Here is a 14,689-nt window from a genome sequence, read left to right as displayed (position 1 = left end):
TTACTCGGATTACAATTCTTGAATTAAACGGACCACATGCTGGGTCGCATCGGGTTGAGCCTGACGGCGTGCTTTTACCGCCATTTCCATCAACACCTGACGGTCAAGCATCGGCTCTAATAAGGCTTTTAAACTGTCTGGCGTCAAAGTAGCCTGCGGGCAGATTTTGGCTGCCTGCTGATTGGCCAGGAATTTGGCATTCGCAGTTTGGTGGTCATCAACTGCACTTGGTAGCGGTACAAAAATCGCGGCTACACCGGCAGTTGCAATTTCAGTAACCGTCAGTGCACCGGCACGGCAAATGACCAGATCGGCATCGCTATAAGCTTGAGCCATATTTTCAATGAAAGGCTGAACTTCAACCTGCAAAGAGGCTGGTTTGTCTGCATAACGTGCGCGCGTTGCTTCAGCATGATTTTGACCACACTGGTGATAAACATTTAACGGCACATTCAACTGTTTCAAGGCTTCCGGCACACGTTCATTTAAAGCCTGGGCCCCAAGTGAACCGCCAACAATCAGAATTCGTAACGGCTGGCCAGCTTTTTCCCGCTCCTGATAACGCCAGGACGGATTTAAAATTTCTGTAATTTCTTTACGTACCGGATTACCGGTGGTCACCACTTTATCTTGTGCTGGGAAAGTATTAGGAAAAGCCTGACATACCGTTTTAGCGACCCGTGACAATTGGGTATTAGTAAAACCCGCAACTGCATTCTGTTCGTGAATAATCACAGGAATACCCAGGATCCGCGCTGCCAGACCACCCGGCCCTGCCACATAACCGCCAAAGCCTGCAACAGCTTCGACTTTGAGCTGTTTCATATGCTTCATGGCACTAAGAGTAGCTTTTAAAATTTTAAAGGGTGCCAAGGCTTTACGCACAAAACCATTGCCACGCACACCTTGAATATCGATTTGATAAATTGGAATATTATGGTTTTTTAATAATCGGTTTTCCATGCCGGCTGGCGTTGCCAACCAAGACACTTCAATTCCTTGTTGTTGTAAATCTTTTGCAACGGCTAACGCTGGAAACACATGTCCACCCGTACCTGCGGCCATCATCATGACATGTTTAGGCTGTTTTTGCTGAGCGTCGGTCACGGTCTAATTCTTCAATTTAAAAAATGAAACAGGAGGTCTAATTTAAGTCATCAATTGTAATCACAAACGCTTAGCCTTGAAAGTTTATTTACCTTATTTCAACAAGCGTTTCATTGTTTTTTTCATACTAATTTGAAGTTTAAACTAGTTTTATTATAAGGTCTGCATTTTTCCTTAGACTTAAGTGAAATATAAGCATAATTTTTGAATATTTTTCATTTAATCTTTTTATACCTACTTGCTAAATCTATACATTTTTCACTAATTACTGGCTATTTTTCCATTTAATTCATCCTATTAACTTATGCCTAAATCATATAAATCTGAATAAAATTTTATGTTATCCCTATATCTATATAATTTTTTTCAAATTGATCTGCATATTCCTTAAATGGACTCAAGCATTATAGATGTCAAAAATATCAATACGTGATCTATGGATTATTTTAGCCGGTTATCTGGCTGCCATGCATGTCGGTAAACTATCTGCTGTTATTCCCATTCTGCAACAGGATTTAGGCTTAAGTTTTACACAAGCCGGGTTTTCCCTGTCTTTAGTACAAGGAGCCGGGATGCTATTTGCCCTTTGTATTGGTGCTTTTTCGGAAAAAGTGGGTTTAAAGCGCTGCCTGATTTTGGCATTAATCATTTTAGGACTAAGCAGTATAGCTGGCCTCTGGATTCAGCATGCCACAGCCTTATATTTCTTCCGCTTTACCGAAGGGATTGGATTTTTAACTATTTCCTTGTGTGCGCCTGCAATTTTAAAACGGATCAGTCGGCCTGAAACACTGAATTTTAAAATGGGACTCTGGAGTTCCTATATGGGCGTGGGTGTCAGTGTTGCTGTTTTTAGTATTCCTGTTTTACTCGAATACCTGAACTGGCAAAATATTTGGGCCATTCTCGGCAGTCTATGCTTGATTATTGCAGGCATCATTAAACGATATCTACAAATAGATTCAGCGGCATGTGCACCCAACAGGACGACTCAACCAGTACCGTCAAATACTTCATTCTGGCAGATTATCAAAGTCACCCTTACCCATCCTCCCATCCTGTGTTTAGCTATTATTTTTGCCTGTTATACCAGTCAGTGGATTACCGTGACCGGGTTCCTGCCCAGCATGTACGTCGAACACGGCATTGATTTAAAAGTTGCAGGCGTTCTGGTTTCAATCGTGGTACTTGCTAATCTGGGCGGCACTTTTGGTGCAGGTATGTTGTTACAACGTGGCTGGAAACCCAAGACGCTATTCAACACCGGATTTATAACCATGCTGTGTAGCAGCTTTTTGGCTTTTACAGCCAGTTCATGGCTCATGTTCGAATTACAGTTTATAAGTGCTGTACTGTTTTCACTGATTGGTGGAATTATCCCGACCACCATTTTTGCCATTACTTTGCAGTATGCCCCGCGCGCCAATGCCGCAGCAGCCAGTGTGGGTCTGGTTTTACAGCTTTCAGCCTGTGCTCAGTTTCTTTTACCGCCTTTGAGCGCAGCACTGGTTTCGACCACACAGAATTGGGCTTATATCGCGGCAGTTACCGCCAGCCTTTCTATATTAGGAATCTTAATGACCTTGCTTTTATTCAAGCGTTATGCCCAATAAAAAGAGCCTCAGACGAGGCTCTTTTTATTATTGAAAGCTTAGGCTTGATCCAGACCGGCTTCCAGTACATCAAACAGATCATCTGCAATGGAGGTACCAAACTGGGTATCAATTTCACGGATACAGGTTGGACTGGTGACGTTAATTTCAGTGACATAGTTGCCAATCACATCCAGACCAACAAATACCAGACCTTTTTCTCTGAGATAAGGACCTACTTGCGCTGCAATGGCTCTATCATTCTCAGTTAATGGACGTGCTTGACCTAAACCGCCTGCCGCCAGATTGCCACGCACTTCACCATTTTGCGGAATACGAGCCAGACAATACGGCACGGGTTCGCCATTGATCATCAGGATACGCTTATCCCCTTCTACAATTTCAGGAATATAACGCTGTGCCATAATCGGCTGGTTACCATTGTTGGTCAGAATTTCAATGGTTGAGCCAATATTGATACCATCCTGATAGAGACGGAAAATTCCGGTGCCGCCCATACCATCCAATGGTTTTACAATGACATCGACATGCTCTTTTAAAAATTCACGGATCAGGCTTTGTTGCGACGTTACCAAAGTCGGAACTTGCAGATGCGGGAACTGAGTAGCAAACAGCTTTTCATTGCAGTCACGCAGACTTTGCGGTTTGTTAATAATCCATGCCCCTTCCCGTTCTGCCTGTTCCAGAATATAAGTGGTATAGACAAAGTTCATGTCGAATGGCGGATCTTTACGCATCAGCACCACATCATAAGCTGCAACCGATTCTTTTTTCTTTTCACCCAGTTCGTAGTAATGGTTATAGTCTTCAAATACCTGCAAAGGCGAGATCAGACCAAAGGCCTTCCCTTGATCGATATATAAATCTTGCTGTAATGCATAACCCAGTTCATGTCCACGGCGTGCAGCTGCCCATAACATGGCCATGGTTGAATCTTTTTTCAGGTTTACATTTTCGATGGGATCCATCACAACAAGTACGCGCATGTCTCTGTGCTCTTTCTTAAAAATACATTAGCAAGGAGTATAGCCTGTGCAGTTTCTTTTGTTTATGGTGATTTTGCATGACTAATTTTGTATAAATGCTTAAATACTTTAATCAACAAGAGCATTTATCATGCAGCAGGCAATTGTCGGCTTTCATCTGGATGAAGAAAATCATTGGGTCGCTGAACTGGCCTGTGGTCATGGTCAGCATGTGCGGCATAATCCCCCTTGGCAAAACCGTCCTTGGGTCATGACCGAACAAGGCCGTAAAGAAAAACTGGGCGTCTTATTGGACTGCAAAAAATGTGAAATACACGAGGATTAATATCTTCTAAATCAAATCAGTATATATACTCACCCTGAGTATTTTATCTCGTTTAGAAAATTGATTAAAACCTGAATAAAAATAATAATACCTGGCTTATAAATGCATTATCTTTCAACTAAATACATCTAATTTTATGATTTAACGATTATTTTTCGAAATCATGGTTCCCAGCATAATAATAAAGGTACTGACCCCGCCAATCAGTAAGCTCATCAGAGCAATTTCCAAAGTGATCTTATGATGCCAGCTCTGATCAGGAATCCAGGGCAAATTCAGATTTTCCCCAAAGATAAAGTTAATAGTACATATAATCAGAAAGCCAATCGTTGTAGAGATCAGTAAAGTCACCACCAAGTTTTTCCACATCTTGTAGCCTACCAGCATGACAATAATGGCTAAACCTACCACCGTTATAATCGATATAAATAAAACACTGTTCCAGTAATCCATTCCTAGTACTCTTATTTTAAATCAATTAAAATTATGAAATTCTTATAATTAATTACGTAATGTTTATTTTAATATAGGCAGATTACAATTTGTAAACAATGACCATAACTACCTTATTCATTTTATTTGTAAAGGGACTTTATGGGGGGGGTAATTCATTCTTTAATGAGTTTCTTTTAAAAATATTTTTCTTTTTAGATAAAATAATTTTGATCAAGATTTATATATTGAGAAGAATATTTATATAAAATTTAATTTTGAAGAAGATAATATAACTTATCAAATTTAAAGTTTATCCAGATCAGAATTTCTATCTTATTATTTATATTTCTTTTAAATACAGTCGCCTGAACAGAATCTTTCTTCCCATAAAAAGTAAAGCCTTAGATTACTAAGGCTTTACTTTTTATCTGGTGAATCAGGTTTTAGATTCCGTATTTCACACGATAAGCTTCCATTTTCGCCAATGCTTCGCTATCGCCTTTTGCATCTAGGTAATTCATTAAATCTTTCATGGTAATTAGTGCATGTACTGGAATTTCCAGTTCTTTTTGTACTTCCTGAATAGCAGATAATTCACCTTGGCCTTTTTCCTGACGATCAAGAGCAACCAGTACACCTGCAATTTGCGCACCGGCATTTTTCAGGATGGTGACTACTTCACGAATGGCAGTACCGGCGGTGATCACATCATCAATAATCCAGACTTTTTTCCCTTCCACTGAAGCACCTACCAGCACACCACCTTCACCGTGATCTTTGGCTTCTTTACGGTTAAAACCCCATGGCACGCTGACGCCATGATTTTGAGACAGCGCCACTGCTGTAGCCGCCACAAAAGGAATACCTTTGTAAGCTGGTCCAAAAATCACTTCAACATTGTCACATTCAGTTAATTTTGCAGCATAGCCAGAAGCCAGTAGTGACAAGGCTTCACCATCATTGAGCAAGCCAGCATTAAAAAAATAAGGACTCACACGTCCTGATTTTAAAGTAAACTCACCAAATTTAAGCACACCACGTGATAATGCGAGTTCGATAAAAGCTTGCGGGTTAAACTGAGCTGGCGTTGACATGAGGTGCTCCTAAATCCATTAATTAAGGGTAAGACTTGCGCATGATACCAAAGAGTAGCTATCCAGGTGATCAAAAAATTCTTCGTGTCGTTTCAATTAATGTCAACGGTTTACGTTCCTCTGTCAGCAAGGGCTTGCTAGAGTGGATCGAACAGTCTGATGCCGATGTGATCTGCATGCAGGAAAGCCGGATTACCCATGCGCAGTGGACTGACAAATTCAAGCCTAAAGGCTGGTATACCCACCTGTTCCCTGCCGAGCGCCCAGGTTATGCGGGCACAGCGATTTACAGCCGCCTGCCATTTGTTTCCATTACCGATGGTCTGGGTTTTGAACTGGCTGATTCTCAAGGCCGCTTTATCTCGGCAGAATTTGACTTGGGTCTGGAAAAAACAGCACATATCTGTTCCCTGTATTTACCTTCAGGTTCTTCGGGCGATGAAGCGCAGGCACGTAAAGATCACTTTCTGGAAGAGTATAAAAAGATCCTGAAACAATGGCGCGATGAAGACAAATCCATCATTGTCTGTGGTGATTACAATATCGTGCATAAACGTATCGATATTAAAAACTGGTCCGGTAACAAGAAAGCATCGGGCTGCTTGCCGCATGAACGTGCCTGGTTAGATCATATTTATGATGAGCTGGGTTATGTCGACACATTCCGTGAAGTCCGTAAAGAAGCCGAACTGTATTCCTGGTGGTCAAATCGTGGTCAAGCCCGCGCCAAGAACGTGGGCTGGCGGATTGACTATCAGGCTTGCTCACCGGACTGGAAAGACCGTACTGTAAATGCCTGGGTCTATAAAGATGAATGGTTTAGTGACCATGCACCCGTGATTATTGACTATAAAATCTAAAACCGCCCTAAAGATTGAGTGAACAAATGTTCACTCAATTAAGGTTTATTACCTACACTACATGACGTATTTTCAGGTTTATCTTCCAGTCCGAACAGCGCATGATACTCACACGGCACAGGGATATGTCAGGATGACACTATAAGGACAGGACGCCGTAGGAAGAAAATAAAACAAACTATCAGATTTAGCTTGTTTTTCATGGATGTGACAACGGACGTTGTATTGAGACCCGCATAATCAGGATGATTAGATGCGGGTTTTCTCATTTTAGTACCTTCATTTTTTCTTATTCTTAAACTTCACCACTTACTTTTTAATACCCCTTCTGATCTTAAACGATGTCAATCGGATGATATGTCTTTTAAATATTGCTTAAAAACAAGCCTCTTGAAAGCACATAGGCGATCGGCATAAATTCAGCTAAGCTAAGCCATCAATAAATAAACTGTTGGGGATACAGCGAGCATGCTCAAGATTTATGGCATTAAAAACTGCAATTCAATGAAAAAAGCTTTTGATTTACTTGATGAACTGGGATTAACTTACGAATTTCATGATTATAAAAAACAGGGGATTGATGCGGATACGGTTAAAACCTGGCTGGATGCTTTAGGTCAAGATGTGGTGCTGAATAAGAAAGGCACTACCTGGCGTAAACTTACTGCAGAAGAGCAGGAAAATGCGCTGGCCAGTGAAGATAATCTGATTACTGCCTTAACTACTCATACTAGCTTAATCAAACGTCCGGTATTAAAGACTGCAACTGGTTTCATCGCTGGTTTTGACGAAGCCACTTATCGGAAGCTAAAAGACTGATCATTCCAGGTGAGCTGGAAGAATAAAAAAAGCCTGACAGAGGTCAGGCTCTTTTTATGGTAGTTTTTAGAGAACGGTCATGATCCATTATTTGGCGCGAATCCAGGTCTGGTTACGACCTAAAGCAGATACACCGATATAACCGCGCAGCTCAAGCTTCTTGCCGCCATCTGTCAGGTTGCCTTTCAGCTTATAAGTTTTACCAGATTTTGGATCTAGGATCGAACCACTGTCATAGCTGGTTCCGCCTGTATTTTTCAGGCCTTTCACAATCGTTAAACCTTTCAGCGATTTATTGTGATACGGACCTTCACATTTTGTACAAGCATTTTCTTCACCCGGTGTTAATACTGATTGGATGCTTGCAGATAATGTCCCATTTTTTTGCTCAGTAAATTTTACTATAGCCTTTGGTTGTTTGGTTTCGTCGTCAATCGTTTTCCAAACGGTACCATTTAAAGGATCTGCAGCATTGGCCAGCGCAGATAAGCCGAGTAGTCCTAACATTAGCGTAATTTTTTTCATTTTTCTTCATTTCCCTAGTCTGAGATAGACCGATGTAGTATTAAAAAGTCACAACATTTTTGCAATTTTTACCTGTGACTATTTAGTGTAACCTTGTAAATATTGTTGGTAAATAATCCACATAATCAATAAAAGCAGAAAAAGATGGAAAGAAGATGAAGATGAGCCCCGTGACGAAACAATTAATTACAGAAAGTCTTTTAAAAGCGACCATCCGCGCGCCTAGTCGGTTCAATCTTCCTCCAAGCTCCTTACGGGTCGCACTGGAGCAGATGTGCAAGATCTTTCCGCAAGATAAGTCTGTACAAATCCGTTCGCTCCGACTGGCGGGTGTACATGCCGAGGAAATCAAACCACAGCAGGAATCCAGCCAGCTGATTTTCCATATTCATGGCGGTGCTTTTTATCTCGGTTCCTTAAATACCCATCGTGCCTTTATGACCCAGATTGCCGCTCGCACCCAGATGCAGGTACTGCATATTGATTATCCTCTGGCACCTGAATCTGCTTATCCTGAACCTTTGGAAGCTGTTTTTGATGTCTATAACCTGTTATTAGATCAGGGCATTCAGGCCAAGGATATTATTCTGTCCGGAGATTCGTGTGGTGCTAATCTGGCATTGGCATTGGCACTCAAATTACAGCAGGAAGGTCTGCCACAGGTGAGTGGACTGATTCTACTTTCCCCTTTCCTTGATCTGACCCTGACCAGTGAATCACTACGCTATAATCAGAAACATGATGCCCTGCTTTCGATTGAAACCCTGAAAACCGGGATTCAGTATTATGTACCGAGTGCAATGGATCGTGGCGATCCGGAAATTTCCCCATTTTTTGCCGATCTCAGTGGTTTGCCACCGATGCATATACAGGTGGGATCTAAAGAAATTCTGCTGGATGATGCCACACGCTTCAAGGAAAAAGCGGAACAGGCTGGTGTCGAGGTTGAATTCAAGATATATACCGGCATGTGGCATAATTTTCAGATGTTTAGTGCCTGGTTTGAAGAGGCCCGACAAGCGCTGGCGGATCTTTCAGAATTTGCTCATCGTCTGGATCAAGACTAGAAATTTAAAAGAAGCCATAAAAAAGATCAGCGATTGCTGACCTTTTTTTGTTCATTCATTTTCTATCGAATTTTAGATCTGGCTTACCTGCGCCATCGCAGTTTCAATTGCCTGCTGTTTCGCTACATCACCCATATTGACGCCTTCAGCGCGAATTACGTGCACATCAGTTACGCCAGTAAAGTTAAACACAGTTTTCAGGAAAGCTTCCTGGAAATCGACTGGGCTTTGTTCGCCATAAACACCACCGCGGCTACTGGCAATATAGACTTTCTTTTCACCTGCCAGACCCACTGGGCCATTTTCTGTATATTTAAAAGTACGCCCTGCCACACTAATGCGGTCAATCCAGGCTTTTAAGGTAGAAGGTAGAAGGTAGACCGAAGTTATACATAGCGGCCCCAACCACCACGATATCCGCCTGTAAGTACTGCTGTAAAATCTGTTCTCCTAAAGCCGCCTGCTCAAGATTTTGACCCATCAAAATTTCGGCAGTTAAATGTGGAATCGGCTGTGCAGCCAAGTCCAGATATTCAAGCTCAACTGCCTCACCATGTTTCTGTTGAAGCTGTCCCACAATAGCTTGAGTCAACTGACGGGAAATAGAGGCATCGCCTAAAATACTGGAATCAATCTGTAAAATTTTCATTGCTTAATCTGGTCCGTTCATTGTTCGGGAATGGACATAGCTTAATAAATTTTAAATCATGAAATAATGGGTTTAAATAAAACACTTCATTGCGTATTTAGAACAATAAATTTCCAGCTTAATTTTTCTCCTTTTTTTTAATTTTTGATAAATATTACTGATTATCAATGAATTAATTGTATGTTATATTTCTGTAAATAATTAAAGCAATATTTTTCCATCTTTTAAAAACTTAGCAATAACAATAAAGGTCAGACCTGTTGTATGAAGCGAATGTCAGCAGTATTACAAAAATTCCAGAATCATCGACTCAAGAAATATCTGATCGAAGATGAAGTAGTGATGAACTGGGGGATTTTGAAAAAGTGTATCCTGATGCTGGCACTTGGCTGTGGCATACATATCAGCTGGCTAAGTTGGGATCTTTTTGTCCTGTCACATCCGCAATACTGGCAGCATGTCCATATTGACGTCGTTCGTTCACAAGTTCACATGAATGGCCTATTTTTACTGGCGCTGGTTCTTCTGATTTATCCCTGTTATAAATTTCAGGGTAATGCGCTGATAGAACGATATTTTCCCTATCTGGCAGTGGGTATCTTTGTGGTGTCCCTGTGTCGGGATGCGTATATCGTAGGCGTGATCAGTCCGGTAGCCACAATTGCCTATGTTTGCCTGATGACGGTAGGACTGGTCCTGTTTCACCGGAGGCTGGTCTATAGCATGCTGATTCCAGCCTCACTGTTTCTGGTAACTTGCGCCTATCTAAGTTTTAACCAGCAACTGCCTTATTCGCCACTCTTTAATATTCAGGACCAGTTTTTCCATAATAGCTTCTGGCTATTATCAATGCTGTATTTTATCCTGCCAATTCTTGCTGTCTGCATGATTTTATTTGAGATTTTACTCAGTCAATGGCGTTATCGCGAACAGCTAATCAACCATCTCAGCCAGATTGATCCTCTGACCAATCTGTTTAACCGCCGTAGCATTAATCAATGTCTGGATCAGTTAAATAGTACTGCGACTTTTAACTATGCACTGGTGCTGCTGGATCTGGATCATTTCAAAAAGATCAATGATTACTATGGACATCACAAGGGCGATGAAACACTGGTACAAGTCAGTGCGGTACTGAACCAGCAACTGCGTGAAAGTGATGTGGTGGGACGGTTCGGCGGTGAGGAATTTATTCTGGTCCTGAATAATTCCAGCCTGGAAAAAGCTCAGCAGGTTGCAGAGCGTTGCCGAAGCGCGATCCAGCAGCTACAGATTTTTAGTGATGAAGGACAATTGATCCCAGTGACTGCCAGCTTTGGCATTGCTATTTCAAAACCTGAATTACGCCCGCAGCAACTTCTGAGCCAAGCCGATCAGGCCCTTTATCAGGCCAAAGCCGGTGGACGGAATCAGGTGAAATCTTATCTGGAACCTCTAAAAGTTCAACCAGCCTGATATTTTCATCAGTCTTATTCACTTTAAAGCGCGTACCCGAAAAGCTTTAAAGTGAATGTTAGAGCTGCTCTAAAAGCTGTAGTTGTGCCAATAATTCTGCTTCACTAAATGCACCTGTCAAACGTAAGCTGCGAATCTCCTGCTGCTGAGTATCGAGAAATAAATAGGTCGGTGGTCCCAGAATTTCCCATCGGTTAAGCAGGGTCTGATGCGTAGCATCATACTGACTAAGATCCAGCTTGATCAGAAAATAAGGGACTAAGGCCTGCTGGACAACAGCTGCCTTTAATACTTTATGTTCAATCGGCTGACAGGCCACACACCAATCAGCATAGACATCCACAATGACCTTCTGCCCTTTCGGTACTGTAGCCAGTAATTGTTCAAATTCAGTGGCTGTTTTTGCTATATGCCAACTCGCCTGTTGTTGGGCATTTTCAATAAAAAAGCGCTGACTATGCTGATATTGACTATATGTAATATAAGGCACAGCGATAGCCAAACAGATGATATAAAGCCAGCGCAGTCCGGTATTTTTCCAGAATAATCGTGCCAGAACATAAGCAACAAAGCTTAAGCCCAACCCTAGCGACAGCCACTGCAATGCAGCTTCTGAAATCAGCGGACGAATAAAATACAAGGCCAAAGCCAGCATGATGAAAGCAAAGAGTACTTTTACCTGATTCATCCAGTGCCCGGCTCGAGGTAGGATGCGTGCCCCCATAATACTGGCCAGCAGCAACGGGGTACCCATACCGAAACCTAAAGTAAACAGCAGCACTGCGCCTTGCCATTGGTTCTGGGTCTGGGAAATAAACAGTAATGCACCAGCTAATGGTGCCGTCATACAAGGCCCGACCAATAAGGCAGAAACAGATCCCATGACCGCAGCGCTAACTAGAGTTCCTCCTTGCTGCATCGCCTGAACCCGATCCAGACGCTGCGTCAGACGCTGTGGCATTTTAATTTCAAACAGGCCAAACAGGTTGAGGGCAAATACCACAAATAATGCACTAAATGCCATCAGGGTGGCAGGTTGCTGTAACCAGCGTTGAAAGTTGAGTCCGGCTGAAGATGCGATCAAGCCCAGTACCGCATAGACTGCGGCCATACTGCTTACAAAGCTTAGGGCAATCATCCAAGCCTTGATGCCTTTGCTATCACGAACAATCAGTGAAGTCAGAATTGGCAGCATCGGCAAAGAGCATGGCGTAAATGCCAGCAAAATGCCCAAGCCGAAAAATAACAGTAATCCATAAGCCAGCGAACTTCCAGCTAGACGTGTAGACCATTGCTGGTCTTGTGCCGAGTCGCTGTTGGATCGTGTAGAAATGACTTCGACGATTTTGCTGTCTGTATTTCCTGATTCTAGATCATCAGCAGAGTTTGCCAGAATCCGGTTGTGCTGTGAGGAAGAGCTACTTAGATCCAGTAACCGTTTATTACCCGAGCCAGTAGATTCATATTGCACCAGACCGGATAAGTCAGTCTTGAATTCAATGGTTTGGGGTGGGTAACAAAGCCGATCTTTGGCACAGCCTTGCCAGCTGACCTGATAAGTTTGACCCGCCTGTGTCGGAATCTGAACTTTTAATTGCTGATAATAAACCTGGGTATGACCATAGTTTTCATCATATAGATCTTCAGCAGGTGGCAATTGCAAGGTCATCGGCTGACTTCCCTGCTTTAGCTCTACCTTATGCTGATAAAGATAATAGTTTTGCGGAATTTCCCAGCTAAGTTCAGCCTGTTGCTGAGTGACTGAACTAATACTCAGAGGAAAAGCCTGCTCAGGCGAAAGCAAAGGCGCTTCTGCCTGAGCAATATTGCTAAGCAACACTGTGCCCAATAAGACTGGAGAAAATACTTTTCTCCCGATCTTAAACTGTAGTGCTTTGGTCATATCGAAATAAGAGCAGCTTAGAACAGGAACGATACGCCCAAGCCTGAGAAGTAACCTTTATTCTGACCTTCTAGATCCACCCCAACACTGGCATCAAGCTGTACCTGATCATTCAATGCATACATGACACCAGTGCCTAGCGCATATTCATTATCCTGACTTTCAGCTTTACGATAAATCAGTTCCGAATAACCTGACCAGCGATCAGCAATCTGATAGCTTAAAGCTGGAATTGCAGTAATCGCCCAGTTGCTATCTTGCCATTCGTAACGCATGGTCAGTGCAGTATTCACTAAATCATTATATTGATAAGCAACTGCTGAGCTCAGGCTATAAATATCTTCTTCATTGCTAAAATTAGCATTACCTGTGGCAATAATGGCTTCAGCCATCAGCGCCATACTGAGTTTTTCATCATCCAGATCAATGGCTTTTTTCAGGCCAATACTGACATCGCCTAGACCGTCATCCTCTTCAGTCTGACCATTGAACTTGGTTTGTGACCAAGCCGGACCGGCCCAGCCTAAACGTAATTCCAGATCATCAGTCAAACCGGTACGCAACAAGACGTCGGCATTTAAAGTGGTTTGTTTCAGCTTGCTTCCATCCACAGTCGCTTCGCTATAAGAGAAACTCGGTAAACCCTGTTCCCAAGCTAACTGACCCACTGGAACTGTACTGGTGCCCAGACCTTCACCTGGTCGGTCAAACTCTACCGCTGCACAAAGCTGTGCACTGACACCCGTCAGTGCCATCAAACCCAATATTCTTAAAGTTGTCTTCATCTTGCTGGAGCTCTTTCTTAAAATTTAATGTAATTCCTTGGTCATTTTTGCGCCATGACTACGCAATAATTCTAGGGTCTGTTTTTCTTCTTCCAGTGCTTCTGCCCAGTTAATTTCATCAAAATCACAATCAAAGAATAAATCACTAATCGATGACAGGATGGTTAAACCTTCTTCATCCTTACTGTTTGGATTGACTTTTTCTTCTAATAGGCGCTGCACTGCAGGTACACAGGCTGCACTGGCCGCATCCCAAAGCGGGCCATAAACTTCTTCAGCATCCCAAAGATGCAAATTCACTTTGGCCTGGATCAGCGCTTCCAGAATCTGTAAATGTACGTCTAGACGTTGCTGTTTTTCTTCAGCAGTTAAGGGACTACCCGCTTCATAAGCTTCGCAGACTTCTTCCCACCATTTGAACAGGCCATCTGACCAGATGGAAATAACTGGGCCTTTTTCCAGATCAATAAAATTCGGGTTAAGTCCATCTGCCAAAAGCTGTTTGACCTGACCCAGATTAAGTTCTTCGAGTGCTTGCACAAAAAGCTGTTGTTGCGCAGTTAACATGATGGAGCTCACTTCAAATTCGTTTTTCACTATTATGCCGAATAAAGCGGGATTTGTTTTGTTCTCATTCGTTTATTTTATCTAAAATTGAAAAAAGCCCCGTAGGGCCTTTTTCATCTGCGGATTATTTATTGTTCTAGATCTGTACCTGTATCTTCTTCCGCAAGTTTTAGCGGAGTGCTACGTACGTTATCTTTTTTCTCAATCACATGTTCCAGACTGCGTTTTAAACGGTCAATGGCTCCATGAATCGCAGTATCAACATTATGACCATGATGGTTCACGACAATTGGCTTCAAGCCGGCAGGACGTGCTTCGATCATGCAGCGAATATCGTCATCGCCTCCTTTGGCGGCATTTTCATCGCTAAGATGCACTGAGAAATGGGTTATACGCTCACTGTGGCGCTGGAATTCCTGATTTAATTCGGTACGAACGTAAGTAATTAGACGATCACTATTGCGAATGTTTTTATCGGTACGGAGTTCAATGTTCATAA

The 14,689-nt window shown here is 42.4% G+C and carries 15 protein-coding genes and 1 pseudogene; 6 read left to right on the top strand and 10 right to left on the bottom strand.

The genetic code is table 11. From position 1 onward, the window contains the following. Nucleotides 1-9: 9 nt before the first annotated feature. Complete coding sequence (gene murG / locus AC4MBN_RS00535; RefSeq protein WP_484459761.1) at nucleotides 10-1,107, bottom strand: undecaprenyldiphospho-muramoylpentapeptide beta-N-acetylglucosaminyltransferase; 1,098 nt, start codon at nucleotides 1,105-1,107, stop codon at nucleotides 10-12. 410 nt (nucleotides 1,108-1,517) lie between these two features. Here murG and AC4MBN_RS00530 point away from each other — a divergent pair, with 410 nt between their 5' ends. Beyond that, entirely contained in the window at nucleotides 1,518-2,720 is a 1,203-nt protein-coding gene (locus tag AC4MBN_RS00530) for an MFS transporter (protein WP_491880473.1), read from the top strand. A 38-nt stretch (nucleotides 2,721-2,758) separates the two neighbouring features. On the opposite strand, the gene gshB is transcribed toward AC4MBN_RS00530, so the two are convergent. After that, the gene (gene gshB / locus AC4MBN_RS00525) at nucleotides 2,759-3,706 is read right to left on the bottom strand and encodes a glutathione synthase (protein ID WP_419365468.1); all 948 of its coding nucleotides are present in this window, start codon (nucleotides 3,704-3,706) and stop codon (nucleotides 2,759-2,761) included. A 130-nt stretch (nucleotides 3,707-3,836) separates the two neighbouring features. On the opposite strand from gshB, the gene AC4MBN_RS00520 reads away from it, so the two are divergent. Continuing rightward, nucleotides 3,837-4,031 carry a DUF3565 domain-containing protein gene (locus tag AC4MBN_RS00520; RefSeq protein WP_286740185.1) on the top strand — a complete coding sequence of 65 codons (195 nt, stop codon included), beginning with the start codon at nucleotides 3,837-3,839 and terminating at the stop codon, nucleotides 4,029-4,031. Nucleotides 4,032-4,172: 141 nt separating this feature from the next. Here the strand turns inward: AC4MBN_RS00520 and AC4MBN_RS00515 are convergent, their stop codons facing one another. Beyond that, nucleotides 4,173-4,484: a hypothetical protein gene (locus tag AC4MBN_RS00515; RefSeq protein ID WP_159124191.1), complete on the bottom strand. Its 312-nt coding sequence runs from the start codon at nucleotides 4,482-4,484 to the stop codon at nucleotides 4,173-4,175. A gap of 425 nt (nucleotides 4,485-4,909) precedes the next feature. Continuing rightward, nucleotides 4,910-5,560 (bottom strand): orotate phosphoribosyltransferase, encoded by a 651-nt coding sequence (gene pyrE / locus AC4MBN_RS00510; RefSeq protein ID WP_125279724.1) that lies wholly within the window; start codon nucleotides 5,558-5,560, stop codon nucleotides 4,910-4,912. A 41-nt stretch (nucleotides 5,561-5,601) separates the two neighbouring features. On the opposite strand from pyrE, the gene AC4MBN_RS00505 reads away from it, so the two are divergent. Both AC4MBN_RS00505 and AC4MBN_RS00500 read left to right on the top strand, forming a co-directional pair. Further along, a complete protein-coding gene (locus AC4MBN_RS00505; RefSeq protein WP_491880930.1) occupies nucleotides 5,602-6,420 on the top strand; it encodes an exodeoxyribonuclease III in 819 nt (272 codons plus the stop codon). Between the two features lie 468 nt (nucleotides 6,421-6,888). After that, complete coding sequence (locus AC4MBN_RS00500) at nucleotides 6,889-7,239, top strand: Spx/MgsR family RNA polymerase-binding regulatory protein (protein ID WP_491880472.1); 351 nt, start codon at nucleotides 6,889-6,891, stop codon at nucleotides 7,237-7,239. 87 nt (nucleotides 7,240-7,326) lie between these two features. Here the strand turns inward: AC4MBN_RS00500 and AC4MBN_RS00495 are convergent, their stop codons facing one another. Further along, complete coding sequence (locus tag AC4MBN_RS00495) at nucleotides 7,327-7,764, bottom strand: DUF2147 domain-containing protein (protein WP_004781465.1); 438 nt, start codon at nucleotides 7,762-7,764, stop codon at nucleotides 7,327-7,329. Nucleotides 7,765-7,919: 155 nt separating this feature from the next. Between AC4MBN_RS00495 and AC4MBN_RS00490 the strand changes: the two genes are divergently transcribed. Beyond that, the gene (locus AC4MBN_RS00490) at nucleotides 7,920-8,831 is read left to right on the top strand and encodes an alpha/beta hydrolase (protein ID WP_491880471.1); all 912 of its coding nucleotides are present in this window, start codon (nucleotides 7,920-7,922) and stop codon (nucleotides 8,829-8,831) included. A gap of 72 nt (nucleotides 8,832-8,903) precedes the next feature. Here AC4MBN_RS00490 and AC4MBN_RS00485 read toward each other — a convergent pair. Beyond that, nucleotides 8,904-9,480 (bottom strand): annotated as a pseudogene (locus tag AC4MBN_RS00485) (FMN-dependent NADH-azoreductase). A 264-nt stretch (nucleotides 9,481-9,744) separates the two neighbouring features. Between AC4MBN_RS00485 and AC4MBN_RS00480 the strand changes: the two are divergent. Next, nucleotides 9,745-10,935, top strand: a complete 1,191-nt coding sequence (locus AC4MBN_RS00480) for a GGDEF domain-containing protein (RefSeq protein ID WP_159124196.1) — start codon at nucleotides 9,745-9,747, stop codon at nucleotides 10,933-10,935. 58 nt (nucleotides 10,936-10,993) lie between these two features. Here the strand turns inward: AC4MBN_RS00480 and dsbD are convergent, their stop codons facing one another. From dsbD to AC4MBN_RS00460, 4 genes are all read right to left on the bottom strand, one after another. Further along, nucleotides 10,994-12,838: a protein-disulfide reductase DsbD gene (gene dsbD / locus AC4MBN_RS00475; protein ID WP_491880470.1), complete on the bottom strand. Its 1,845-nt coding sequence runs from the start codon at nucleotides 12,836-12,838 to the stop codon at nucleotides 10,994-10,996. Between the two features lie 17 nt (nucleotides 12,839-12,855). Beyond that, complete coding sequence (locus AC4MBN_RS00470; RefSeq protein ID WP_419374877.1) at nucleotides 12,856-13,623, bottom strand: transporter; 768 nt, start codon at nucleotides 13,621-13,623, stop codon at nucleotides 12,856-12,858. A gap of 24 nt (nucleotides 13,624-13,647) precedes the next feature. Further along, on the bottom strand, nucleotides 13,648-14,190 hold the full coding sequence (locus AC4MBN_RS00465) for an ankyrin repeat domain-containing protein (RefSeq protein ID WP_004781453.1): 543 nt from the start codon (nucleotides 14,188-14,190) through the stop codon (nucleotides 13,648-13,650). Between the two features lie 128 nt (nucleotides 14,191-14,318). Next, nucleotides 14,319-14,687 carry an HPF/RaiA family ribosome-associated protein gene (locus tag AC4MBN_RS00460; protein ID WP_005232722.1) on the bottom strand — a complete coding sequence of 123 codons (369 nt, stop codon included), beginning with the start codon at nucleotides 14,685-14,687 and terminating at the stop codon, nucleotides 14,319-14,321. Nucleotides 14,688-14,689 lie beyond the last annotated feature (2 nt).

The organism is Acinetobacter sp. CAU_H_60 (assembly GCF_058599385.1).
The sequence above is the reverse complement of the archived record's forward strand: the minus strand, read 5'-3'. Positions and strand labels throughout refer to the sequence as shown.

What these genes read in the sequence shown, in the direction of transcription:
- AC4MBN_RS00520 (WP_286740185.1), top strand. Translation starts at nt 3,837, where the DNA reads ATGCAGCAGGCAATTGTCGGCTTTCATCTGGATGAAGAAAATCATTGG.
- AC4MBN_RS00465 (WP_004781453.1), bottom strand. Translation starts at nt 14,190, where the DNA reads ATGTTAACTGCGCAACAACAGCTTTTTGTGCAAGCACTCGAAGAACTT.
- AC4MBN_RS00500 (WP_491880472.1), top strand. Translation starts at nt 6,889, where the DNA reads ATGCTCAAGATTTATGGCATTAAAAACTGCAATTCAATGAAAAAAGCT.
- AC4MBN_RS00480 (WP_159124196.1), top strand. Translation starts at nt 9,745, where the DNA reads ATGAAGCGAATGTCAGCAGTATTACAAAAATTCCAGAATCATCGACTC.
- AC4MBN_RS00460 (WP_005232722.1), bottom strand. Translation starts at nt 14,687, where the DNA reads ATGAACATTGAACTCCGTACCGATAAAAACATTCGCAATAGTGATCGT.
- gshB (WP_419365468.1), bottom strand. Translation starts at nt 3,706, where the DNA reads ATGCGCGTACTTGTTGTGATGGATCCCATCGAAAATGTAAACCTGAAA.
- pyrE (WP_125279724.1), bottom strand. Translation starts at nt 5,560, where the DNA reads ATGTCAACGCCAGCTCAGTTTAACCCGCAAGCTTTTATCGAACTCGCA.
- dsbD (WP_491880470.1), bottom strand. Translation starts at nt 12,838, where the DNA reads ATGACCAAAGCACTACAGTTTAAGATCGGGAGAAAAGTATTTTCTCCA.
- AC4MBN_RS00505 (WP_491880930.1), top strand. Translation starts at nt 5,602, where the DNA reads ATGATACCAAAGAGTAGCTATCCAGGTGATCAAAAAATTCTTCGTGTC.
- AC4MBN_RS00495 (WP_004781465.1), bottom strand. Translation starts at nt 7,764, where the DNA reads ATGAAAAAAATTACGCTAATGTTAGGACTACTCGGCTTATCTGCGCTG.
- AC4MBN_RS00470 (WP_419374877.1), bottom strand. Translation starts at nt 13,623, where the DNA reads ATGAAGACAACTTTAAGAATATTGGGTTTGATGGCACTGACGGGTGTC.
- AC4MBN_RS00490 (WP_491880471.1), top strand. Translation starts at nt 7,920, where the DNA reads ATGAAGATGAGCCCCGTGACGAAACAATTAATTACAGAAAGTCTTTTA.
- AC4MBN_RS00515 (WP_159124191.1), bottom strand. Translation starts at nt 4,484, where the DNA reads ATGGATTACTGGAACAGTGTTTTATTTATATCGATTATAACGGTGGTA.
- AC4MBN_RS00530 (WP_491880473.1), top strand. Translation starts at nt 1,518, where the DNA reads ATGTCAAAAATATCAATACGTGATCTATGGATTATTTTAGCCGGTTAT.